At 66.3% G+C, this 21,796-nt stretch carries 19 protein-coding genes; 4 read left to right on the top strand and 15 right to left on the bottom strand.

Annotated elements, in window-relative coordinates; all coding sequences use genetic code 11:
• Positions 1 to 143: 143 nt before the first annotated feature.
• The gene (locus ACVZTU_RS00785) at positions 144 to 1,070 is read left to right on the top strand and encodes a serine/threonine dehydratase (RefSeq protein WP_482401123.1); all 927 of its coding nucleotides are present in this window, start codon (positions 144 to 146) and stop codon (positions 1,068 to 1,070) included.
• A 30-nt stretch (positions 1,071 to 1,100) separates the two neighbouring features.
• Here ACVZTU_RS00785 and ACVZTU_RS00780 read toward each other — a convergent pair whose 3' ends face one another.
• From ACVZTU_RS00780 to ACVZTU_RS00765, 4 genes are all read right to left on the bottom strand, one after another.
• Positions 1,101 to 1,292 (bottom strand): hypothetical protein, encoded by a 192-nt coding sequence (locus ACVZTU_RS00780; protein WP_039211572.1) that lies wholly within the window; start codon positions 1,290 to 1,292, stop codon positions 1,101 to 1,103.
• An 82-nt stretch (positions 1,293 to 1,374) separates the two neighbouring features.
• Positions 1,375 to 2,178: an ABC transporter ATP-binding protein gene (locus ACVZTU_RS00775; RefSeq protein WP_482401122.1), complete on the bottom strand. Its 804-nt coding sequence runs from the start codon at positions 2,176 to 2,178 to the stop codon at positions 1,375 to 1,377.
• Between the two features lie 201 nt (positions 2,179 to 2,379).
• A complete protein-coding gene (locus tag ACVZTU_RS00770; protein WP_482401121.1) occupies positions 2,380 to 2,892 on the bottom strand; it encodes a hypothetical protein in 513 nt (170 codons plus the stop codon).
• A 91-nt stretch (positions 2,893 to 2,983) separates the two neighbouring features.
• Positions 2,984 to 4,480: a long-chain-fatty-acid--CoA ligase gene (locus tag ACVZTU_RS00765; protein WP_482401120.1), complete on the bottom strand. Its 1,497-nt coding sequence runs from the start codon at positions 4,478 to 4,480 to the stop codon at positions 2,984 to 2,986.
• Positions 4,481 to 4,729: 249 nt separating this feature from the next.
• Here ACVZTU_RS00765 and ACVZTU_RS00760 point away from each other — a divergent pair, with 249 nt between their 5' ends.
• Complete coding sequence (locus ACVZTU_RS00760) at positions 4,730 to 5,968, top strand: PucR family transcriptional regulator (RefSeq protein ID WP_181271122.1); 1,239 nt, start codon at positions 4,730 to 4,732, stop codon at positions 5,966 to 5,968.
• Positions 5,969 to 6,099: 131 nt separating this feature from the next.
• Here the strand turns inward: ACVZTU_RS00760 and ACVZTU_RS00755 are convergent, their stop codons facing one another.
• The 3 genes from ACVZTU_RS00755 to ACVZTU_RS00745 form a co-directional block, all read right to left on the bottom strand.
• On the bottom strand, positions 6,100 to 7,626 hold the full coding sequence (locus ACVZTU_RS00755; RefSeq protein WP_139467734.1) for an aldehyde dehydrogenase family protein: 1,527 nt from the start codon (positions 7,624 to 7,626) through the stop codon (positions 6,100 to 6,102).
• Positions 7,623 to 9,251, bottom strand: a complete 1,629-nt coding sequence (locus ACVZTU_RS00750; RefSeq protein ID WP_139467733.1) for a GMC family oxidoreductase — start codon at positions 9,249 to 9,251, stop codon at positions 7,623 to 7,625. The genes ACVZTU_RS00755 and ACVZTU_RS00750 overlap by 4 nt, the downstream gene beginning before the upstream one ends.
• A gap of 228 nt (positions 9,252 to 9,479) precedes the next feature.
• Positions 9,480 to 10,073: a dihydrofolate reductase family protein gene (locus ACVZTU_RS00745; RefSeq protein ID WP_482401119.1), complete on the bottom strand. Its 594-nt coding sequence runs from the start codon at positions 10,071 to 10,073 to the stop codon at positions 9,480 to 9,482.
• 114 nt (positions 10,074 to 10,187) lie between these two features.
• Between ACVZTU_RS00745 and ACVZTU_RS00740 the strand changes: the two genes are divergently transcribed.
• Both ACVZTU_RS00740 and ACVZTU_RS00735 read left to right on the top strand, forming a co-directional pair.
• Positions 10,188 to 11,111, top strand: a complete 924-nt coding sequence (locus tag ACVZTU_RS00740) for an IclR family transcriptional regulator (protein ID WP_139467731.1) — start codon at positions 10,188 to 10,190, stop codon at positions 11,109 to 11,111.
• 36 nt (positions 11,112 to 11,147) lie between these two features.
• The gene (locus ACVZTU_RS00735; protein ID WP_139467730.1) at positions 11,148 to 12,137 is read left to right on the top strand and encodes an Ldh family oxidoreductase; all 990 of its coding nucleotides are present in this window, start codon (positions 11,148 to 11,150) and stop codon (positions 12,135 to 12,137) included.
• 17 nt (positions 12,138 to 12,154) lie between these two features.
• On the opposite strand, the gene dapA is transcribed toward ACVZTU_RS00735, so the two are convergent.
• From dapA to ACVZTU_RS00695, 8 genes are all read right to left on the bottom strand, one after another.
• Positions 12,155 to 13,039: a 4-hydroxy-tetrahydrodipicolinate synthase gene (gene dapA, locus ACVZTU_RS00730; RefSeq protein ID WP_139467729.1), complete on the bottom strand. Its 885-nt coding sequence runs from the start codon at positions 13,037 to 13,039 to the stop codon at positions 12,155 to 12,157.
• On the bottom strand, positions 13,036 to 14,514 hold the full coding sequence (locus ACVZTU_RS00725; protein WP_181271135.1) for a flavin monoamine oxidase family protein: 1,479 nt from the start codon (positions 14,512 to 14,514) through the stop codon (positions 13,036 to 13,038). The genes dapA and ACVZTU_RS00725 overlap by 4 nt, the downstream gene beginning before the upstream one ends.
• A gap of 145 nt (positions 14,515 to 14,659) precedes the next feature.
• On the bottom strand, positions 14,660 to 15,328 hold the full coding sequence (locus ACVZTU_RS00720) for a GntR family transcriptional regulator (protein ID WP_139467727.1): 669 nt from the start codon (positions 15,326 to 15,328) through the stop codon (positions 14,660 to 14,662).
• A 157-nt stretch (positions 15,329 to 15,485) separates the two neighbouring features.
• A complete protein-coding gene (gene purU, locus ACVZTU_RS00715; protein WP_092009573.1) occupies positions 15,486 to 16,340 on the bottom strand; it encodes a formyltetrahydrofolate deformylase in 855 nt (284 codons plus the stop codon).
• A gap of 57 nt (positions 16,341 to 16,397) precedes the next feature.
• Positions 16,398 to 17,864, bottom strand: a complete 1,467-nt coding sequence (locus tag ACVZTU_RS00710; RefSeq protein ID WP_482401118.1) for an L-serine ammonia-lyase — start codon at positions 17,862 to 17,864, stop codon at positions 16,398 to 16,400.
• Positions 17,864 to 18,580: a sarcosine oxidase subunit gamma gene (locus tag ACVZTU_RS00705; protein ID WP_139467725.1), complete on the bottom strand. Its 717-nt coding sequence runs from the start codon at positions 18,578 to 18,580 to the stop codon at positions 17,864 to 17,866. Before ACVZTU_RS00705 ends, ACVZTU_RS00710 begins: the two co-directional genes overlap by 1 nt.
• Positions 18,573 to 21,500, bottom strand: coding sequence for a 2Fe-2S iron-sulfur cluster-binding protein (locus tag ACVZTU_RS00700; RefSeq protein ID WP_482401117.1), 2,928 nt, complete (start codon positions 21,498 to 21,500; stop codon positions 18,573 to 18,575). Before ACVZTU_RS00700 ends, ACVZTU_RS00705 begins: the two co-directional genes overlap by 8 nt.
• Complete coding sequence (locus ACVZTU_RS00695) at positions 21,497 to 21,787, bottom strand: sarcosine oxidase subunit delta (RefSeq protein WP_139467723.1); 291 nt, start codon at positions 21,785 to 21,787, stop codon at positions 21,497 to 21,499. Before ACVZTU_RS00695 ends, ACVZTU_RS00700 begins: the two co-directional genes overlap by 4 nt.
• Positions 21,788 to 21,796: the final 9 nt, after the last annotated feature.

Here is a 21,796-nt window from a genome sequence, read left to right as displayed (position 1 = left end):
CTGCCGCGAACCCCTGGTTCGTCACCTGCACCTCGATTTCCTGGTCGATCCACGGTGATTCCTCCGCCTGAAACGCCGTGGATCGACCCAACAATCCACCGAGGCGGCGCACCCCCTCAGCAGCTCTCGCATAGGCTGATGAGATGACTGAGCTGACGTACTCCGACGTCGAAGCCGCCGCTGCACGGATCGCCGGCCGTGTGCGCCCGGTGACCGTGGCCCCGGCTGGTGAGGACGGCCTGTTCTTCGCCCTCGAGTTCATGCAGCACACCGGCACGTTCAAGGCCCGCGGTGCGCAGAACTTCATCCAGGCTCACCTTGCAGAAGGCACCTTCCCCGAGGCGGGAGTGACGATCGCTTCGGGCGGCAACGCGGGGCTCGCCTGCGCCTGGGCCGCCCGTGCCGCCAGGGTACCGGCGACCGTCTTCCTGCCGACTACCGCGCCGAGCGTGAAGGTCGAACGGCTGCGTTCGTATGGCGCGCGAGTGGAGTTGGTCGGTTCCGAATTCGCCGAGGCAGCCGCCGCCTGCCAGGAATTCGTCGAGTCCTCCGGTGCGCTGGCTTCGCACGCCTACGACCACCCGCTCATCGCCGCCGGCGCGGGCACGCTGATGACCGAGATCCTGGCGCAGGTGCCCGACCTCGACACTGTCGTCGTCTCCGTCGGAGGCGGCGGACTGTTCGCCGGCGTCGCGACTGCGGCAACTCATCACGGAGTGCGCACTGTCGCGGTTGAGCCGGAGAACTGCCGAGCGCTGAATGCAGCGATCGAAGCGGGCGAACCGGTCGACGTCACGGTCGATTCGGTAGCCGCGGATTCGCTCGGTGCCCGTCGCGCCACACCGCTGGCTCTGGAGGCGGCACGGTCGGATCTGGTCACCTCGGTGCTGGTCAGCGACGACGCGATCGTCGAAGCACGCCAGCGACTGTGGGACGAACACCGGCTGGCGGTCGAGCATGCAGCGGCGACGGCATTGGCGGGAGTCAGCGGTGTCGGCTATGTGCCGGCCGAGGGCGAGAAAGTCTGCGTCGTCCTCTGCGGGGCGAACACAAGCCTCGGCGAGCTCTGAGGCGCAGTCAGCGCGGTCGAAAGCCGGAAGTCAGCGCGTTCGGTCGCGGTCCTTGGACTTCAGCGAAGCCTTGATGAGGCCGAAGATCGCGAGCGCCACGACGACGGTGATGATGGCCTTGACGAGGAACCACGCAATGGAGAACGCGACGTTGACCACCCACCACGCGATGATGATGGCGATGATCGCGCCGATGATGCTCCACACGGTACTCATCTTCATGCCTCAAGCCTAGGCCCGAGTGCACAGCCGTGCAATGCGCGCGGTGATCGTCCCAGCCGATCCTCAGCACGGACGCAGTTCGTCAGCCGAGCACCGCACCGGACCGAACTGCGCGGGCCGACCAGCGACGGTCGGCGAAACCCACCTCGATCGGATGGTCGAAGGCGGCGGTGACCTGCTCGGAGGTGAGCACCTCGGCGACGGGACCGGCGGCGGTCAGCCGACCGTCGGAGATGAGCGCGGCATGCGTGGTGGTCTCGGGGATCTCCTCGAGATGGTGGGTGACCAGCAGCGTCGACAACTCCGGCGAGCGCACCGACAGGGCGTCGATGGTCTCGAGCAGCTGTTCGCGGGCGGCCACGTCGAGACCTGTGGTCGGTTCGTCGAAGAGCAGCAGCTGAGGTTCGGCGATGAGCGACCGGGCGACGAGCGCACGGCCCCGCTCCCCCTGTGACAGCACCTTCCACCCGGCGTCAGCGCGGGACGTCAGTCCCACCTCGGCGATCTGGGCATCGGCCTTCGCAACATCCCCCGGTGAGGGCTCCCACCGCATGGGTCGTTCGACGGTGCCGGTCAGCCCGGTGAGGACGACCTCGCGGACGGTGAGGTTCGAGCGCAGCGGATGGCGCGGGTTGACGTGTCCGATGAGCCGGCGCAGGGCCGCGAGCTCGACCCGGCCCATGCGTGATCCGAGGATATCGACGGTGCCCGAGGTCGGGAACACCTGCGCCGAGGCGAAGCTCAGCAGGGTCGACTTCCCCGCCCCGTTCGGCCCGATGAGCACCCAGTGCTCGCCGGCACCGACGCGCAGATCGATGCCGCGGAGGATCTGCGTCTGCCCACGCCGGAATGTCACACCGGCGATTTCGAGAACCGTCTCTGCCACGTCTCACTCACCCTTCGGATCATCTGTCGAGCATCGCCCATGGGCGGATGTTCGGTCCCGAGCAGCTGTCTGCGTCCGGGCTCCTCGATTCTAGGACCCAATTCGCCGAGGCGGCCCCCGCGCTGCAGGGCCGACGTTCCGCATCGTGGATCTGTGATCAGATCCAGTTCAGGTCAGACGGCTCGAAAAGGTGAGTTCAGTTCAGTTTTGATCGTAGTTGCAGGAAACCGCAACAAGCCCTTCTGGCAGACCATTTATGCGGTCTCGAATAATCTCCTTAACTTCAGCAGAGATCTTTGCTTCAATCCGAATATCACCAGCGACGTCGATTGATTCACGAACTTCATAAATACAGTCGTCTTCAATTCCCTCGAGTATATTTATGGCATTTTCGTAATCAGATTTTTCCCATCTCGATCTTCTAACGCAGACATGTTTAGATAGATCCATGCCCATCAACTCAGAGTTCAGTTGATTGTCATTGAAGGCAGTAATCAGAAGAACAGATTCAGACGGAGACACACGGATGCGGTTCGATGTTGCAATGTTGCCCTGGTCGCACAATGCGTAGAAGTCCGCCCAAAGCTTGTCGAATCTCGCATCATCAACACCCGCCCCCACGGCCTGAGCCCAGGCTCGAACCCACTCGCGCCTTCTATCGGAATCATTGAGAAGTCGCTGGAAGCGATCTCCCTTCGAAGATTCAGTATTCATCAACCGCACTCTACGCCGACTGCACTGTATTCGCTCACCAGGAACAGGACTCAGTGTTTCGAGGGCACATGTGCTGGCTCGTGCACACCGCTCATGCGTCCTCCGGTGCCGAGATCTCGCGGCGGAGGATCTTGCCGGTCGGGCCTTTGGGCAGCTCGTCGACGATCCACACATTGCGCGGGTACTTATATGCGGCAACGCGGTCCTTCGCGAACTCACGCAGCGCTTCGGCGTCGACGCTGCTGCCGGCCTTGAGGGCGACGGCGGCCCCGATCTCCTCACCGAGGTCGTCATTCGCGATGCCAATCACAGCCGCCTCGGCGACGGCTTCGTGCTCGTAGAGCGCTTCCTCGACCTCACGCGGATAGACGTTGTAGCCGCCGCGGATGATGAGGTCCTTCTTCCGGTCGACGATCGTGTAATAGCCGTCCTCGTCCTGCTCGGCGAGGTCGCCGGAGTGGAACCATCCGTCGCGGATGGCCACCTCTGTCGCCTCCGGCCGACCCCAGTACCCCTTCATCACGGGTTCGCCCTTGATGGCGATCTCGCCGATCTCACCGACGGGAACGTCGTTGTCGTCATCGTCGACGAGCTTCATCTCGACTCCGCGTACGGGCACGCCGATGGTGCCGGTCTTGCGTTCCATACCCGGCTGGTTGAAGCAGGCGACCGGGGAGGTCTCGGACAGCCCGTAGCCTTCGAGGATGATGCAGTCGAAGGCGGATTCGAAGTTCTTCATCACCTCGACCGGCATCGCCGATCCCCCGGAGATGCAGGAGCGCAGGCTGGACACGTCGAAGTTCTCCCGCCCTTCGGCGTTGAGCATGCGCGCGTACATCGTCGGCACACCGATGAAGATGCTGACCTTCGCTTCCTGAATGGTCTCGAGGGCCTCGATCGGGTCGAAGCGCGGGATGAGGGCAAGGCAGGATCCGCTGAGCACAGAGGCATTGAGTCCGCAGGTCAGGCCGAAGCAGTGGAACAGCGGCAGGCAGCCCATGACCATGTCGTCCTCGGTGAGGAAGGTGAGGGTCTCGGCGGTGACGGCCGCGTTCGTCATCATATTGAAGTGGGTGAGTTCCGCGCCCTTCGGCTGTCCGGTGGTGCCCGAGGTGTAGAGGAGCACGACGGTGTCGTCGTCGGCGCGGGACACCACCTCAGGTGTCGGGTCGAAGACGGACAGCTGATCGGCGAAGTCGGCGGGGTCGACGCGCACGCATTCGATGCCGACCGCGGCCGCTGCCTTCCCGGCCTCACCCGCCATATCCTTCCACGCGAAGACGATCTGAGCCCCGGAATCTTCGAGGTAGTACTGCACCTCACGGTCCTTGAGCAGCGGGTTCATCGGCACGACGATCGCGCCGACGGACAGTGCACCGTAGAAGAGGACGGGGAATTCGAGAACGTTGGGCAGGACGAGTCCGACGCGGTCGCCGGGCCCGATTCCCCTGTCCTTGAGCATCGTCGCCACCCGCTGCGCCTGGTCCTGCAGCTGCGCATACGTCAGCACGGAATCGCCGAGGCGGACGGCAGGTCGCTGCCCGTGCCGGCTCGCTGTGGCGGTGAGATTGTCGGCGAGGTTGGTCATGTCTTCCTCCAGGCTTGATTCGTTCGTCGTTGATCGGCTCGGTGCTGGCGCTGGGACCACCACTGGTTGTGGCCCCAGCACAGGAGAAGAGTCGACTGAGCGGACGTGTCCGACTCCCGTTCGGTTCCCGCCGTCCGGCTCTATGGTGCCCACTCTGCCGTTGCCGGCGACCTCGGGCAACAGGATGCGCAACAGAAACACGGGTCATCGATTGTGGTCGGACGACAAGGATGCCCGTAAGCTTCTGCCATGGTCGCCAATCCACTCGTCCTGCGCATCGTCGACCGTGTCCGAGCAACGCTGCCGGCCACGGTCCAACGTTCGGTCAGCCGCACCTGGCGGGAAGTGCCCGCTTATCCGGCCAGCCCGGACAAGAATCTCGCCGAGGATCTCACCGCACACACGTTCACCGTCTTCGAAGCCGCGCTCACCCCCTTGGAGGAGGGCCGCCGCGCCACCGCCGAGGACTTCCCGATCACCGCCTCCCAGGCCCGGCGGCGACTGCGGCAGGGAGTGACCCTGCCGGACTTCCTCACCGGTTTCCGGATCGGGCAGGAGACTCTGTGGGAGGCGATCGTCGATGCCTCGGATTCCGAACAGGAGACCCGCGACGAGGCGCTGCACATCGCCATCCACGTCATGAGCGTCATCGAGGTCGGCAGCTCCGTCGGGGCCGTCGCTTTCCTTGAGACCCAGCAGCTTGAGATGGCTGAGGGCGACCGGGTCCGCCGTGACCTCGTCGACGATCTGCTCTCCGGTCGCCGCTTGGCACCGGGGCCGAGCGCGGACCTCGCCGAGGTGTCCGACCTCCGCCCGGATTCGCGCGTGCTCGTCGCCACGGCCACCTCGCAGACTCCGCTGCGAGATGATCGAGGGATGCGGGAGGTCATCACCGCCCTGCGCTCGGTCTTCGACGTCGGCCGTCGCGGCATCGCCGTGGTCCTCCAGGATCAGATCGTCGGCATCACCCCGGTGACCTCCGACGGCACGACCACCCTGGCCGATCTCGAACGTGTCCACCGGGAGCTGTCCCGCCACGGCACCGACCTGTGCGTGGGCACCTCCACCGTCCACGAGGGGCTCGACCGTGTGCCCGAGGCGTACCGCGAGGCTGTGCTCGCCCAGGAGAGTCTCAACGGTGTGCCGGGAGTGAGGTCGCTGCATGCCCTCACTCCGCTCGACTACCTCGTCACCCTCGACGATAAGGTCGCCCACCGCCTCATCCGCCCCGAACTGCGCCGCTTCGTCGAGGACGATCTCGCCGCCGGCGGTGTCCTCATCGAAACGCTGCTCGAATACGCGGCTTGTGACCTCAACGCCAAACTCGCCGCCGAGCACCTCCATGTCCACGTGAACACCGCGTACTACCGACTCGACACCGCAGCCGACCGCACCGGCCGCAACGTCCGCAGCTTCACCGACCTGCAGGAGACGATCATCGCCATCCGCATGCTCACCGCGCGCGGAAACGTCCCGATCTCGAATTGAACGATCCCCGCGCCGAGGCGGCCCATCCCCGGAACGGGAGAGTCGCCTCGGCGTGGGGATCGATGACCTCACGAACCGACGTCGGATCCTCAGGACCTGACGTCGGATCCTCAGGACCCGACGTCGGATGGTCAGGCCGGAACCGGAACCTCGGCCGGCGCCGGCAGCACGAGAGCGTATCCGTGTTTGGCCCAGTCGGCGTCGAGGCTTTCCTGGACCGCCTTGACCTGGGTGTATTCGGCCAGTGCATCGGGGCCGAGCTCCCGGCCGATTCCGCTCTGCTTGTACCCGCCGAACGGGTTGAACGGGAAGCCCGCGTGCCAGTCGTTGACCCACACGGTTCCGGCTTCGAGTGTGTTCGCGACAGCGCGGGCACGCTCGGATGAGCCCCAGACTCCGGCGGAGAGTCCGTATTCGCTGTCATTGGCGATCGCGACCGCCTCGGCTTCATCGTCGTAGCCGATGACGACGAGGACCGGACCGAACACCTCCTCGCGGGCGATGCGCATGTCGTTGGTGACATCGGTGAAAACGATCGGCGGCACCCAGGCCCCAGTCTCGAACATCTCCCCCTCGGGAAGTGTCCCGCGGTAGGCCAGCGTCGCTCCCTCCTCGGCGGCGATCGCCAGGTACCGTTCGACCCGGTCCTTCTGGTCCTGGGAGGCGACCGGGCCCATGTCCGAGGCGGGATCGGTCGGATCGCCGATAGTCACATCCTGTAATCGGGTGATGAGGCGGTCGACGATCTCGTCCTTGCGCGAATTGGGCACGAGCAGTCGGGTGCCGGATTCGCAGACCTGCCCGGAGTACATGAGGAAGGCGAAGATCGATCCGTCGATCGCGGCGTCGAGGTTCGCATCGTCGAGGATGATGTTCGGGCCCTTGCCGCCGAGTTCGAGGGTCACCTTCTTGAGATTGTCGGCGGCTGCGCGTTGGACGCTCTTGCCGACCTCGGTGGATCCGGTGAAGCCGATCTTGCGGACGTCGGGGTGTTCGGCGAGCCGGGCTCCGACGGTCTCGCCGGGGCCGGTGATGATGTTGAGGACTCCGGGCGGCAGGCCCGCCTCTTCGGCGGACCGGGCGAGTTCGAGCAGGGTCAGCGGGGTGTTCTCGTCGGCTTTGAGCACGAAGGTGTTGCCTGCCGCCAGGGCCGGTCCGAGTTTCCATCCGGCGAGGACGAGGGGGAAGTTGAAGGGCACGATGCCGGCGCAGACCCCGATGGGTTCGCGGCGGATGGTCGCTCGAGCATCGCCGGTGGCCGGTGCCAGCGGGTTGTCCTGTTCGGGGGTGAAGCCGCGGGCCATGCCTGCGAAGACGCGCAGGTTCGCCACACCGAGTCCGATGTGGAAGGCGCCGGCGGTGCGCACTGTGACTCCGTTCTCGGCGGTCGCCAGGGCGGACAGCCGCTCGGCCTTTGCCTCCATGCTCGCGGCGATCCGGTCGAGGATGTCCGCGCGCTGGTCAGGCGTCATGTTCCGCCACGTGCCCTCTTCGTGAGCGGCAACGGCAGCGGCAACCGCGGCATCGGCATGCTCGACTCCGCCGAAGGCGACTCGGGCGGCGGTCTGCCCGGTGGCCGGTGACGTGATCGCGTGTTTCTCGGCGGTGTCGATCCATCGGCCGTCGATGAACATTCGGTAGGTGGGGATCTCGGTCATGCCGGAACCTCGTCTTTCTGTGTGATGGGGGTGGCCGCCTCGGTGGCGGTGGTGGGCTTCGCGGTGCGAGTGGCGGTGGTGCGGGATTCGGCGATGAGGTCGGCGGCCTTCTCTCCGATCATGATCGTCGGGGCGTTCGTATTGCCGCGCACGACGGTGGGCATCACCGAGGCGTCGGCGACGCGCAGTCCGTCGACGCCGATGACCTTGAGCTCGGGGTCGACGACGTGGCCGATCGAGCAGGTCGAGGTCGGGTGGTAGAGCGTCTGTCCGACCTGCCGGGCGAAGTCGAGCAGCTCCTCGTCGCTGAAGCCCTCGGGGACGATGAAGTCGTCCTTGATGACGGCCTGCATCGCCGGCTGGGAGGCGATGTCCAGCGCGATGCGCAGTCCGGCGAGGATGCTCTGCTTGTCCTCTTCGGATCCGAGGTAGTTGTGGAGGATCCGGGGTGCGACCTTCGGGTCGGGCGAGCGCAGGGTGAGCGTTCCGGTGCTCGTGGGTTTGAGGACGCAGGGACCGGCGGCCAGTCCTTGGACCGTCTGGGCGCCGAGCCCTTCCTCGGCGAAGAGGCAGGGTGTGGAGTGGAACTGCACATCGGGACCGTTCAGCCCTTCTCGGGTTTCGAAGAAGCCGCCGGCTTCGCCGATGTTCGAGGTCAGCGGGCCGCGGCCGGCGGTCTGCAGCAGTTCGGCGTTGGCCGGGGAGACGGCGGTCTTGAGCGTTTCGAGGTCGGTCGTGTAGTTGAGCATGACCATGTAGTGGTCCTGCATGCGCTCACCGACAGGCAGGTCGGCGACCTTCTCGATGCCGAAGGCGTCGAGCTGGGCGGCCGGGCCGACGCCGGAGAGCAGGAGGAGGTGGGCGGAGCCGTAGGCGCCGGCCGAGAGCACGACCTCACGGTTCGCACGGATCTGTTCGATCTCGCCGTAGCGTTCGATCTCGACGCCGACGGCACGGCTGCCCTCGATGAGCACCTTGCGGGCGTGGGCGTCGGTGATGACGGTGAGGTTCTTCCGCTCCGCCACGGGGTGGAGGTAGGCGACGGCGGTGCTGCAGCGCATGCCGTCGCGTTGGGTGACTTGGAAGCGGCCGACGCCGAGCTGTTCACCGGAGTTGAAGTCCTCGTTGTGGTCGAATCCGGCTTCGACGGCACCGTCGACCCAGGCGTCGCACAGAGGGTTCATCGACCGGGATTCGGAGACGGTCAGCGGGCCGTCGGCTCCGTGGAAGTCGTCTGCCCCACGCTCATTGGATTCGGCTTTCCGGAAGTAGGGAAGCACGTCGTCATAGGACCAGCCGGTGGCACCGTCGGCGGCCCACTGATCGTAGTCGGCGCGGTTGCCGCGGATGTAGATCATCGCGTTCATCGAGCTCGATCCGCCGAGCATCTTGCCGCGGGGAAGGTAGGCGCGGCGGCGGTGGAGTTCGGGTTCCGGTTCGGTGTCGAGGTCCCAGTCCCACTGGCTCTTGAACAGGGTGCTGAATGCGGCTGGGATGTGGATCTCGTCGGCGGTGTCGGCGGCTCCGGCTTCGATGAGCGCGACCTTGACGTCGGGATCTTCGCTCAGCCGAGCGGCCAGCACACATCCGGCCGATCCTGCGCCTACCACGATGTAGTCGTACATGATGTCCTCACTGTTGCGTCATTGCTTCGGGGTGCAGTTCGAGTGTGGTGCAGGCCACAGTGAGGATGCTTCGTGAGTCGGCCCAGACTTCACGGCGCTCGATTGTGAGTCGACCACAAATGGACCCCGAACTCCGGGCACATTTTCCGGGAAGGTGGATCGTCCCAGGTCAGCTCGCCGAGGCGGCCCTCGACTCGTCGCAGGCGGCAGTGGGGGATCGGTGCGGTGTCAGTCGGCCCGGGTGTGCAGTCTCGGTCGGTAGACGAGTTCGTGAATGCTTCCGTCGAGCAGCGTCGATTCGAGGAGGTCGAGGTCGAAATCCGCGGCTCCGGCGAAGACCGGCTGGGCCCCGGTCTGACCTGTGATGACGGGGTAGACGGTGACTTGGACTCGGTCGACGAGTCCGGCGACCATGAACGCTCTGTTCATCGACAGAGATCCGTGTGAGCGGATCGGCACATCTGATTCGTCCTTCAGCGCAGCGACCACATCGGCGGCATCGCCACGGGCGATGGTGGCATCGGGCCAATCGAGCGGCTCGTCCAGAGTGGTCGAGACGACTGTGGTCGGGCTCTGTCTCATGGCCGTCACCCAGGGGTCGAGCACATCGGGGAACTCGTCAGCGGCGGCGAGCATGGCGGCGAATTCGCGGAAGGTCGTCGCACCGAGGACCACACGGCAGCCGTCGCTGTAGGTTCGCAGCCGGTGGTCGAGCAGTTCGGGGCCCTGTTTGCCCCAGTAGCCTCCCCAGTCGCCTTCGGGGATGATCGAGGCGAACCCGTCGAGGCTCATGAAGACATCGAAGGTGTAGGTCGCGGACATGGTCGCTCCTGTCAGAACGCGCCCCGAAGTGGGTGCGGTGGTCCAAGTGTGCGCTTCGGCGGCCGCGCGCACCACCCCCGGGCACCGGTTCCGGCGACGGGCCATAATGGAGTCATGCACGATGCCGCCGATTCGAATGAGGACCTCCGCGAGGAATATCGCATCAAGATGCGCGGTCGGCTGCTGCGTCGGTCCGCTTCATTCAACGTCGCCCACGCCGTCGACAGCCTCGAACCGGGCACCGGCGCTCAGAGCATCCAACGCGCGCTGACCCTGCTCAACCTCGTCGGGCTCATCGCCGGGGAGCGGCGCGAGGGCGCGAGCCTGTCCGAGCTCGCTTCGATCAGCGGCCGCCCGAAGGCCAGCGTCCACCGCATGCTCCAGGCGCTCATCGCCATGGGCTACGTCGAACGCCTCGAAGAGGGCGGGTACCGCCTCGGCGTGCAGTCGCAGATCCTCGGTCAGCTGGCCCAGAAATCGGTGGACCCCCTGGTCACGGAGTCCGAGTCGAGTCTGATGCGCTTGGCCGAACTCAGTCAGGACACCGTCTTCCTTACCCTGCGCACGGGCAGCTATTCGATCTGCGCCCGCCGCGAGGAGGGCTTCGGTGAGATCTTCAACAACGCCCTGTCCGTGGGCGACCGCCACCCGCTGGGCATCGGCGCCGGATCGCTGGCGATTCTCTCCGAGCTCTCCCCCGCCGAGGTGGACGCCCAGTTCGAGGCCAACGCCGAGATCCTCGCCGAGAGGTATCCGAAGGTCTCCGTTCCGCACCTGCGCGACATCATCGATCAGGCCCGCATCGACGGCTTCGTCCACAATCCGGGGCTCTTCGCCAAGGGGTCGTGGGCGGTCGCGGTTCCGCTGCGTATCCGCGGCTCCCGACCGCGTGCGGCCCTGTCGATCGCCTCGATCGCCGACCGTGTCACCGGTTCCCGGGTCGAACGCCTCGTCGCTCTGCTGCGCCGGGAGGCGAAGGCCATCGCCGAGGCGCTGAGCTCCCAATCCGATCTCACTCCGGACTCCGGCGACCTCTGAGACGAGCAGCGGTCGGCGTCCGGTAGCGTGATGGGCATGCCGGAGACTCCTGACGCCGCGACCGTGTCCCTGACGATTCCCGAACTGCGTGACCTGTGCATCGCAGCGATCACCGCGGCCGGCGGATCACCAGCGCTGGCGCAGTCTCTGGCGGACGCGACAGTGGCGGCCGAGCGACGGGGCAAGACTGCTGTAGGCACGGCGCATCTCGGCGATTATCTCGACGGCCTCGAGGCCGGCCGCATCAACGGGCGGGCGCAGCCGAAGGTGACGAACCAATTGCCCGCCGCACACCACGTCGACGCCGACCGCGGCACCGCGCAGCTCGCCTTCGACGCAGCCTTCGACGACTACGCCTCGTCTGTCGCAACGCTCGGCATCTCCGTCCTCAACATCGCCAACGCCTTCACCGCCGGAGAGCTCGGCCACTTTACGACGCGACTGGCCGAACGAGGCCTGGTGGCGTTTGCCGGGGCCAACTCACCGGCGCTGATGTCGCTGTTCGGCGCACCGGGATCGGCGACCGGAACGAACCCGTTCTCGTTCGCCGTTCCCCATTCCGATGGCCCGCGGATGTTCGATCAGGCGACCAGTGCTACCGCGTGGGTCAACGTCCGCGACGCCGCCGATCGAGGAGAGACGATCCCCGACGGATGGGCACTCGCACCCGGCGGAGCGGCCACGAACGATGCCGAGGCCGCCCTCGCCGGTTCCCTGCTGCCATTCGGCGGGGTCAAGGGCAGCAATGTCGCTCTCATGATCGAACTCCTCGCCGTCCACGGCGGGGGCCGCTTCTCCGTCGACGCACCTGCCTTCGACTCGGGACAGGAGAGTCCGGGCACTGGCCTGTTCATCATCGCGATCGCGGCAGATGCTTTCGACCCTGACTATTCGCAGCGGGTCGCCGAGCATCTTGACCGTCTGCATGCACGGTTCGGCTTCGACTTCGGCCGCAAACGCAGCCTCGAGGTCGTCAAGCTGCCGGAGGAACTCCACTCTGCGCTGATCACTCGCAGCCGTAGTTGAGCGGTCGGTGCCTGTGCTCAGCTGCCGAGGGTGGCCAGTGCCGCTTTGATCCGTTCCCGGGCGTCGGGATCGGTGGCGGCCAGGGGCCGCCTCGGTGAACCGACGGGGACGCCGCGCAGCTCGAGGCCGGTCTTGACCGCCTGGATGAACGGTTCTGAGATCATCGCGTCGATGACCGGGTAGAGCCGCTGCCACTCCTCGCGGGCCCCGTGGAGGTCGCCGTCAGCGATCTTCGTCGACACCGACACGATCTCGGACGGCAGGACGTTCGCGGCCCCCGCGACCATTCCGGCCGCTCCCTCGACGAGGCCGGAGTAGATGTAACTGTCCCAGCCGATGAAGGTGGAGATGACGTCGCTGTGGTGGTGGATGAGCTGAAGTGCCTGTTCCCAGTTCGCGCTCGAGTCCTTGATGAAGCGGATGTTCGCGACATCCTCGGCGAGCTGCCTCACTGTGCCGGGGTCGAGGTTGACGCCGGTGGCGGCCGGGATGTTGTATAGCATGACGTCGATGTCGACGGCCGCGGCCACGGTCTTGATGTAGTCAACGGTCTCGGCCAAGGTCAGAGGCTCGTAGTAAGGAGTGACGATCATGAGGACATCGGCTCCGGCCGCCTGCGCCGCCTGGGAGTGACGGATGGCTTCCCGCGTCGAGGTGGCTCCCGTCTGCGCGACGATCGGCACGCGCCCGGCGGTGCGCTCGATGACGAATTCGAGCATCTGCTGGCGTTCGTCCCCGCTCATCGTGGCGAATTCCGCAGTCGAGCCGCCGACGACGAGGCCGTCGACTCCGCCGTCGATCGAACGGTCGACGACGCGCCCGAGGGCGTCGTAGTCGATGTTCTCCTCGGCGTCGAAGGGGGTGGTCAGTGCGGTGAGGACTCCGCGCAGGGTGGTTGTCATGATGCCTCCGAAGTGATGGTGGTCGATGCTGAGTTGGTGTCCGTCGTCTCCCCCGCCGAGGCGGTCCCCGCCTGATGCTGAGGCGGTTCGTTCTCGTTGGGGTGCTGGACGGGGTGGTGCCGGCGGGTCTGGCGCGCCGTGACGAGAATGTTCGCCGCCTCTTGTGCGGCAGTGAAGCCGGAGCTGATGGCGGTCTCCGTGTACAAGGTGCCCATGTAGTCGCCGGCGAGGAACACCCGCCCGGAAAGCGCGTTGAGTGTCGGCTGAAGTTTGCCGCGACCCGGGAAGCAGTAGGGTGCGCCGGTGCGCCACCGCTGAACCTGGGCCTCTTCGACGATGCCGGCGAACCCGGGCAGGACCTCGTCGAGGTCGCCGATGTAGGTGTCGACGATGTCCTTGTCATCCTGGTCGAGCAGCTTGCGAGCCAAGCTCGCCGGAGAGAAGGTCATGATGCTTCCGCCCGGCTGACGCTCCGATTCCGTGCCGCGGACGATGTTGCCCTGGTTCATCACCACGTTGAACGAGCGCTTCGGCGTGGCGATCCCGTAGGCCCGGTCCCAGGGCTGAGGTTCGGTCTCGTTGGTGAGGAACGCCGCGGACACATAGGGACCGTAGACGATCTGCCCGAGCGCCTCGCGCTTATCCTCCTGCAGGTCGACGGCGATCTTATGGGCCACGGTCGCCGGAGTGGCGAGCACGACGGACAGGGCCTCGATCTCATGGTCGATGTCGTCCTGCCGATAGCGGACGACGACATGGTCCTTCTTATGGACGATCTCGTAGACTTTCGCATCCAGCTGGATGTTCTCCTGCAGCGGAGCCGCGATCGACTCGACGAGGTTGGACGGCCCGCCGCCGATGCTGCGGTTGAGACCCTGCCCGATGTTCCACACGAGGCTGAAGTAGCCGATGCCGGCACCGGCGGCGAGTTCATCGGGGTCGGCTGCCGAACGGGTGATCGTCGGCCGGAACATCGCCTCGGCGTCTTCGGACAGTTCCCCGATATAGTCGGCGAACGAGCGGTCGTTCTCGAAGTCGTAGATCCTCTGCTGACGCATCTCCGAGCTCTCGTTCGGGCGCAGTCGCACGGCGTTGGCGTAGCGGAGGACGTCGGCGGAGACCTTGACCCCGGCCTTGATCATCGATGCGCGGTCCTTCAACGACATCGGGATCCGGAACGGATACGACTGGACGGGTCCGTCAATGAGCAGCTTGCCGTTCATCGACACCGCAGACAGCGATCCGGGGATCTCCGACGAGCGGGTCTGTGTCTCGGTGATAAGGGAATTCGTCGCTGTCTTGCCTCCGGCGAACATGTGTCCGCCCCAGTTGAGGAAATAGCGTCCGCGGTTCTCCGAACGGATCCGACCGCCGACTCGGGAACCCGATTCCAGCAGCGTCACATCCCAATTGCGCAGTCGCCATGCTGCTGACAGTCCGGCGAGTCCGCCGCCGACGATGACGGCATCTTTCATGGGGAGCACCCCCTCTCTACTCTGAGCGTCCGCGCACCTTCACGCAGATCAACTGCACTCAGAATAGGATGTGATCACATTTTTCCGCAAGTGTTTGATCACATCCGATTTCAGGAGTTTCTTCAGGCCCGCACTTGCCGGCCCTTCAAGCGCCCAACCCGGCGCGGATGCGGCGGACGGCGTCGTCGAAGGACTCTTCGGTCACCTCGGCGGCCGCCCCCGGATCGCCGGCGTCGACGGCGTCCATGAGTCGGCGCTGGTGCTTGAGCAGCGGCGCCTTGGCGTCGGCCGCGATCTCCCGCCTGGCGCCGACGAGTTTGTACGCCCGGCAGCGCAGCCACAGGGTCCGGATCGTCTCAACGAGGACGGGATTGCCCGAGGCAGAATAGATCGTCGCGAGCAGCTCCTCGTCGTGGTCGAGATACTCCGAGGCATCGCCGGAGTCGAGAGCCGCCTCCATCGCCGCGAACTCCTCATCGAGCCGCGCCCGGCCCGCCCCGTCGAGCTTCTGCGCGCCCTGGACCGTCGCTTCGACCTCGAGGATGCGACGCACGGAATAGATCTGCAGCAGCTCCTCGGCGGTGAATTCCTTGACCACGGCCCCGCGGTGCGGGCTGGTCTCGACGAGTCCGACCTCCTCGAGCCGGGCCAGCGACTCCCGCACGGGCATGACGCTCGTACCCAGGGACGCCGCGAGCTGGCGTATCCGCAGTCGATCGCCGCTGCGATATTCGCCGGAGAGAATGCTCGCCTGCAGCGCTTCGAACACCTGGTCGCCGATGCGCGGGCCGATCTCGGTCTGGGTCTCGCTCATAGTCGACAGTCTATCCACGCCGAGGCGGCATGCAGCGGTTTCATGGCCTCCGTCCCCTCGGCACCGTGGATACGCCGACCGCTCAGGTTGCCGTCGACCGCTCGCCGCATACCGCGGTACAGCGACGGCAACCTGAGCGGTCGGCGCGAAAGCGGTTCTAGCGCAGGACGATCGTCCTCTTGCCCGAGAGGAACACACGGCCGTCGCAGTGCCACTTCACGGCGTTGGACAGCGCCTTGCATTCGGCATCGCGGCCGGCGGCCACGAGGTCCTCGGGAGTGAAGGCATGGTCGACCTCGACGAGCTGCTGAGCGATGATCGGACCCTCGTCGAGTTCGCTGTTGACGAAGTGCGCGGTCGCCCCGACGGTCTTGACTCCGCGTTCCCATGCCTGGTGGTAGGGCTTCGCACCCTTGAACGACGGCAGGAACGAGTGGTGGATGTTGATGGCGCGTCCGGTGAGTTCGCGCGCGAGGTCGTCGGAGAGGATCTGCATATAACGGGCGAGCACCACGAGGTCGACCTCGAAGCGGTCGACGAGTTCGAGCAGCTTCGCCTCGGCCTCGGGCTTCGTCTCCTTCGTCACGGGGATCCGGAAGAAGGGAATGTGGTGCCATTCGACGAGCTCACGGTGGTCGGGGTGGTTCGAGACGACCGCGGCGATCTCGATCGGCAGTTCGCCGACCCGGGCGCGGAAGAGCAGGTCGTTGAGGCAGTGCTCGAACTTCGAGACCATGATGAGCACCCGCCGCTTCTCCCCCTGCGGCCACAGCTGCCAGGTCGCGCCGAACTCCTCGCCGATCGCTTCGAAGTCGGTCCGCAGAGCCTCGACACCATTGCCGGGCTCGTCGGAGACGCTGAAGTCGATGCGCAGGAACAACTGCTGAGTCGACTGGTCGTCGAACTGTTTGAGTTCCTTGATGTCTCCGCCGTGGGTGAGCAGGGCACCGGTCACGGCATGCGTGATTCCGGGGCGCTCGGCGCATTCGAGAGTGAAGATGTAGTCCTGCATGTCCGTGTCCTTCTGTCCGTGGGGCAAGGTCTGTGTGGTGCGAGGTCGGGATGGTGCTCAGCATTCGACGACGTTGACGGCGAGGCCGCCGCGCGATGTCTCCTTGTACTTCGATTTCATATCGGCTCCAGTCTGCCGCATGGTCTCGATCGCCTGATCGAGGCTCACCCGGTGGGAGCCGTCGCCGTGCATGGCCAACCGGGCCGCATTGATCGCCTTCACAGAGGCGATGGCATTGCGTTCGATGCACGGAACCTGGACGAGCCCGCCGACGGGATCGCAGGTCAGCCCGAGGTTGTGCTCGAGTCCGATCTCCGCGGCGTTCTCCACCTGTTCGGGAGTTCCGCCGAGTACGGCGCACAGGCCTGCGGCAGCCATCGCACAGGCCGATCCGACCTCCCCCTGGCAGCCCACCTCGGCGCCGGAGATCGACGCATTGCGTTTGAAGAGGATCCCGATCGCCCCGGCCGTGAGCAGGAATTGCACGACGGCATCGTCGGCAGCACTCGCACCAGCGGCGGTGCCAACTCCGTCGTCTGAGCTCGCATCCGCGCCAGCCGTCCCGTCACCGGTGACGAACCGGTCCATGTAATGAAGCACCGCGGGAATGATGCCCGCGGCCCCGTTCGTCGGAGCGGTGACGATCCGCCCGCCCGCGGCGTTCTCCTCGTTGACGGCCAAGGCATAGAGGTTGACCCACTCGAGGGCATCGAGCGAACCCGATGCCCGGTAGTCCGCCGCTTCGAGCTTCGCCCGCAGTTCGGGGGCGCGCCTGCGGACCTTGAGCCCGCCGGGCAGCGTCGTCTCCTCCCGCGTGCACCCGTTGTGCACGCATTCGCGCATCACCGCCCAGATCGCCAAAAGCTTCTCCCGCAGCTGCTCATCACTGCGGGTCACGCGTTCGTTGACGGCCATGAGCTCGGCGATGCTCAGCCCATGCTCGCGGCAGCGGGCGAGGAGTTCATCGGCCGTGGCGAAATCAATCGTCCGACCGACTTCCTGCCCGGCCTGTTCAGACGCCTCGATCGTCTCGGCAGCGTCCTTCTCGGCCGCGAGCTCCTCGGCGGTGACGACGAATCCCCCACCGACCGAGTAGTACTCGCGCTCGATGACCTCATCATCGACCTCGGCGCGGATGAGCATCCCATTGGGATGGCCGGGAAGATTCTTCCGCATGTGCAGGACGAGATCCGTCTCCGGTTCGAATTCGATGACGAGACGCCCGCCGAGGTGGAGCTTGCGTTGGGTCTTCACCTCGGCGACCAGCGGACCCACCTGGTCGGGGTCGAGCGTTTCGGGATCGAAACCGCTCAGACCTACGAGCACCGCCGAATCCGAACCGTGCCCGATGCCGGTCGCGGCCAGCGAACCATAGAGTCCGACCCGGACCCGACGCACCCGGTGCAGGAGACCGTGCCCCTCGAGTTCGTCGACGAATCGCAAGGCTGCACGCATCGGCCCCACCGTGTGTGAGGAGGAGGGGCCGATGCCGATCGAGAACAGATCGAGGACCCCGAGTGCCATCAGCCGACGTCCTCTTCACGCGCCGAGGCTCCGCTGGCATCGACGCTGTCGAGGAACTCCGCCATTCCATCGAGCAGCCAACGGACCGTGAAGTCCGCGAAGCTCGCCCGCGGGTAGACGCGGTAGGTGTCCTCACCGCTGTGGTGGAGGATGACCGGCACGGGACCCAGCGCCGTGACGATCGCGGATCCGATGCCGAAGGCGCGAGGGTGGAGATCGGCGCGGCAGCTCTTCTCGAGCACGTCCCGGGCCTTCTCCCCCGTCAGTTCGAGGATCGTCCGGTTGGCCGAGAGATCGACGGCCTGTCCGGGCAGTCCCTCGAGTCCTGCCTCGGCGACGATCGTTTCTCCCGGCTGCTGCTCGCGGGAGACATCGACGGCGAGGAACTCGTCGGGGCTCAGCCACAGCACGTGCTGAGCCGCCGGATCACCGGTGACTTCGCCGACGCTGCGCGGCAGGTTGAGACCGAACGTGTCTTCGAGTGACGTCCACGATGCGGAGTCAGGCTGTGCCCGCAGGCCGATCTGCACCGTGAAGGGCAGTTCGCGCAGGCCGACGCTGCGGCCGCCGGCGGCACTCGCCTCGGACATCAGCCCGGCCAGGTGCGCGGCCGGCGAGACCCGCAGGTCATCGAGTCCGCTCGACCCGGTGCCGGCGTGGGTGGTGCCTGCCGCGGCCGTCGTGGCGGAAAGTGTGGAATAGGTGGTGTCAGCCATCGCGGCGGTTTCCTTCCGGATCGTAGAAGACGGGCGAGGTGATCTCGACGTCGACGAGGGTGTCGCCGAAGGGAGACTTGACGATCTCACCTTCGCGGTTGCGGCCGTTCTCGACGAGTGCGAGACCGAACGGCCGGTCGAGGCTCGGCGAGATATACGACGAGGTGACATGCCCGATCATCGGCACCGGACCGTCCTCCGGTGTAACGGGCGTGCCCGCCGCAATGAGCTGGGCGCCCTCGGCCAGACGCGTCGTACCGTCGACCGGCAGGACTCCGACGAGGTGCTTGCGGTCCTCGCGGGCCGTGTCGACCCGGGAGTAGGAGCGTTTGCCGATGAAGTCCTTGACCTTCGACACGATCCATTCCATGCCTGCGTCCTGCGGGGTCACGGTCCCGTCGGTGTCCTGTCCGACGATGATGAAGCCCTTCTCCGCACGCAGCACGTGCATGACCTCGGTGCCGTACGGGGTGATGTCGAACTCTGCACCCGCCTCGGCGACGGCCTCCCACACGGCCAGCCCGTAGAACGTGTCGACGTTGATCTCGAAGGCGAGCTCTCCGGAGAACGAGATCCGGCAGATGCGAGCGGGAATGCCGTTCGCCAGGGTGGTCTCACGGAAGCCCATGAACTCGAAGGCCTCGTTCGACACATCGAGGTTCGGTGCGATCTTGGCGATGACATCGCGCGATCGGGGTCCGGCGACGGCGACGGTCGACCACTGTTCGGTCACCGAGGTGAAGACGACGTCGAGGTCGGGCCATTCGGTCTGGTGCCATTCCTCGAGCCATTCGAGGACGGTCGCGGCCCCACCGGTCGTCGTCGTCATGTAGTAGCGGTCCTCGGCCACGCGCAGGGTCACACCGTCGTCGAAGACCATTCCGTCGGGCTTGCACATCAGCCCGTACCGGCCCTTGCCGACCCCCAGCTTCTTGAAGCCGTTCGTGTAGATCTGGCCGAGGAATTCCCCGGCGTCCTTCCCGCGGATCTCGATCTTGCCGAGCGTCGAGGCGTCCTGGAAGCCGACGGATTCGCGCACGGCCTTGCCCTCGCGCAGCACCGCCGCCTCCATGTCCTCGCCCGGCTTCGGGTAGTACCAGGGGCGCTTCCACTGCCCGACGTCTTCGAACTCGGCACCGTGGGCGACGTGCCAGGGATGGATCGAGGTGACCCGGGCCGGGTCGAAGAGTTCGCCCTTGCGCCGTCCGGCCAGCGCCGCAAAGGGCACCGGTGCGAAGGGGGCGCGGAAGGTCGTGTGCCCGACCTGACCGAGATCGTCGGCCTCCCCCAGCACCGAGGCGATCGCGCCGATCGCGTTGACCGCTGAGGTCTTGCCCTGATCGTTCGCCGTCGAGATCGAGGTGTAGCGCTTGATGTGCTCGACCGAGCGCATGCCCGCGCCCATCGCCCGCTGCACATCGGCGACGGTCTGGTCACGCTGGAAGTCGATGAAGTGCGTGCTCAGGTTCGCGTGATCGTCATGCGCCGAGGTGACCAGCCACAGCGGACGGGCCGGAGCATAGGCCATCGCCGAGGCTGCGGGCACGGCGAGCGCGGCCGGGAAGCCGGTGCGGTTCGCCGCTTGGTTCCCCGCCTCGGCGCCCTGCCGCAGAGCCGCTTCGAGCGAGTAGTCCCCGGTCACTGCGCCGACGGTGAACTGGTCACGCACTGAGGTCGTCGGCACGAAGGCCGCGATGTCGACGTTCCAGTGGATCGGACCCTTGCGCTGACCGTGCAGGTGGATGACCGGCGAATGTCCGCCGGAGACCGCGAGCAGGTCGACGGGGATGCTCTCACCGTTCTCGGCTGCGACGCCGTCGTCGTCGAGTCCGGCGACGGTGACGGCGCTGACCCGCCCGGCGGGTCCTTCACCGGCGGTGCCGGTGACGGCGGAGCCGAGGATGAGACGGGTGCCCGTGGCTGCGGTGACGGATTCGGCGATCGCCGAGGCTGAGGTGCGGGAGTCGATGACCGCGGGGACGGTGATGCCTGCCGCATGGAGGTCGGTAACGAGATCGTAAGCGGAGTCGTTCGTCGTCGTCACTGCCACATTGTCACCGGCGGCCACACCGTAGCGGCCGAGGTATGTGCGCACGGCCGAGGCGAGCATGATGCCGGGACGGTCGTTGTCGGCGAAGACGATCGGACGGTCGTGCGCACCGGTGGCGAGCACGACCTGACCGGCGCGGATGTGCCAGACCTTCTGGCGCACTCCGCGGCCACCGGCAGCGGCGACGGCGTCGGTGCGGTCTTCGAGGGCGACGAAGTAGTTCGAGTCGTAGCTGCCGAAGACCGTGGTGTTCGGCACGTACGTGAGTTCTTCATGCTCGGCGAATCCGGCGACGGTGGACTCGACCCACGCCAGGGCGTCGACGTCGTCGATCGTTTCGGCCGTGGCCGGTCCCGCGGCGAGCAGCGAGCCGCCGGGAATCGACTGGTCGTCGAGGAGCAGGGTGCGCGCACCGGACTTGCCGGCCTCCCGGGCCGCGGCGAGTCCGGCGGGGCCGGCCCCGACGATGAGGACGTCGGTGTGGACGTGTTTGTGCTCGTAGGTCAGTTCGTCCTGGCCGGGATCGAGGATGCCGAGCCCGGCGAGGTAGTCGGCCTCGAGTCCTTCGGCGATGGCGACGCGGGTGGCGGGCAGCATCGACTCGGAGACGTCTCCGGGGAATCGGGAATGCACGCGGACGAGCGCATTGGACTCCTCGACGCCCGCGCCGAGGATGCCGCGGGCCCGACCCAGATAGGTCGAGTTGCCGCAGTCGATGCGGCCCGCGGCGATGAGCGCGCTGGCGATCGTGTCACCGGCGAAGCCCGAGTAGGTCGCTCCGTCGACCGTGAAGTCGATCGGGCGGGCGGTGTCGATGCCGGTGGCACCGGGCAGACGAGACGCCGAGTGCAGGCGGGTGGTGTTCGTCATCGAACCTCTCCTTGCGTGTCGGGACGGGGCGAGCCGATCGGGTAGATGGCGGTGAAGTCGTAGGTGGCCGTGTCGCGGATGGCGTTGAACCACTTCCGGCAGCCAGCGCTGTGGCTCCACATCTCGGCGTAGGCGCCGCGGCTGTTCTCACGGTAGAAGAGGTACTCGGCCCATTCCCTGTCGGTCAGGGCGTGCGGGTCTTCGGGGTAGGGAACGTGCGCCTGTCCGCCGTAGTGGAATTCGGTTTCGTCGCGTGGCCCGCAGTTCGGGCAGTCGATGAGCAGCATGTCGGTGTC

This window comes from Brevibacterium sp. OS20, assembly GCF_056837565.1.
The sequence above is the reverse complement of the archived record's forward strand: the minus strand, read 5'-3'. Positions and strand labels throughout refer to the sequence as shown.

Excerpts from the sequence above, each read along its gene's own strand:
- ACVZTU_RS00765 (WP_482401120.1), bottom strand. The coding sequence starts at position 4,480 with ATGACCAACCTCGCCGACAATCTCACCGCCACAGCGAGCCGGCACGGG.
- ACVZTU_RS00755 (WP_139467734.1), bottom strand. The coding sequence starts at position 7,626 with ATGACCGAGATCCCCACCTACCGAATGTTCATCGACGGCCGATGGATC.
- dapA (WP_139467729.1), bottom strand. The coding sequence starts at position 13,039 with ATGACAACCACCCTGCGCGGAGTCCTCACCGCACTGACCACCCCCTTC.
- ACVZTU_RS00785 (WP_482401123.1), top strand. The coding sequence starts at position 144 with ATGACTGAGCTGACGTACTCCGACGTCGAAGCCGCCGCTGCACGGATC.
- ACVZTU_RS00770 (WP_482401121.1), bottom strand. The coding sequence starts at position 2,892 with ATGAATACTGAATCTTCGAAGGGAGATCGCTTCCAGCGACTTCTCAAT.
- ACVZTU_RS00760 (WP_181271122.1), top strand. The coding sequence starts at position 4,730 with ATGGTCGCCAATCCACTCGTCCTGCGCATCGTCGACCGTGTCCGAGCA.
- ACVZTU_RS00705 (WP_139467725.1), bottom strand. The coding sequence starts at position 18,580 with ATGGCTGACACCACCTATTCCACACTTTCCGCCACGACGGCCGCGGCA.
- ACVZTU_RS00700 (WP_482401117.1), bottom strand. The coding sequence starts at position 21,500 with ATGACGAACACCACCCGCCTGCACTCGGCGTCTCGTCTGCCCGGTGCC.
- purU (WP_092009573.1), bottom strand. The coding sequence starts at position 16,340 with ATGCAGGACTACATCTTCACTCTCGAATGCGCCGAGCGCCCCGGAATC.
- ACVZTU_RS00695 (WP_139467723.1), bottom strand. The coding sequence starts at position 21,787 with ATGCTGCTCATCGACTGCCCGAACTGCGGGCCACGCGACGAAACCGAA.
- ACVZTU_RS00720 (WP_139467727.1), bottom strand. The coding sequence starts at position 15,328 with ATGAGCGAGACCCAGACCGAGATCGGCCCGCGCATCGGCGACCAGGTG.
- ACVZTU_RS00725 (WP_181271135.1), bottom strand. The coding sequence starts at position 14,514 with ATGAAAGATGCCGTCATCGTCGGCGGCGGACTCGCCGGACTGTCAGCA.
- ACVZTU_RS00745 (WP_482401119.1), bottom strand. The coding sequence starts at position 10,073 with ATGTCCGCGACCTACACCTTCGATGTCTTCATGAGCCTCGACGGGTTC.
- ACVZTU_RS00780 (WP_039211572.1), bottom strand. The coding sequence starts at position 1,292 with ATGAAGATGAGTACCGTGTGGAGCATCATCGGCGCGATCATCGCCATC.
- ACVZTU_RS00750 (WP_139467733.1), bottom strand. The coding sequence starts at position 9,251 with ATGTACGACTACATCGTGGTAGGCGCAGGATCGGCCGGATGTGTGCTG.
- ACVZTU_RS00735 (WP_139467730.1), top strand. The coding sequence starts at position 11,148 with ATGCCGGAGACTCCTGACGCCGCGACCGTGTCCCTGACGATTCCCGAA.
- ACVZTU_RS00710 (WP_482401118.1), bottom strand. The coding sequence starts at position 17,864 with ATGGCACTCGGGGTCCTCGATCTGTTCTCGATCGGCATCGGCCCCTCC.
- ACVZTU_RS00740 (WP_139467731.1), top strand. The coding sequence starts at position 10,188 with ATGCACGATGCCGCCGATTCGAATGAGGACCTCCGCGAGGAATATCGC.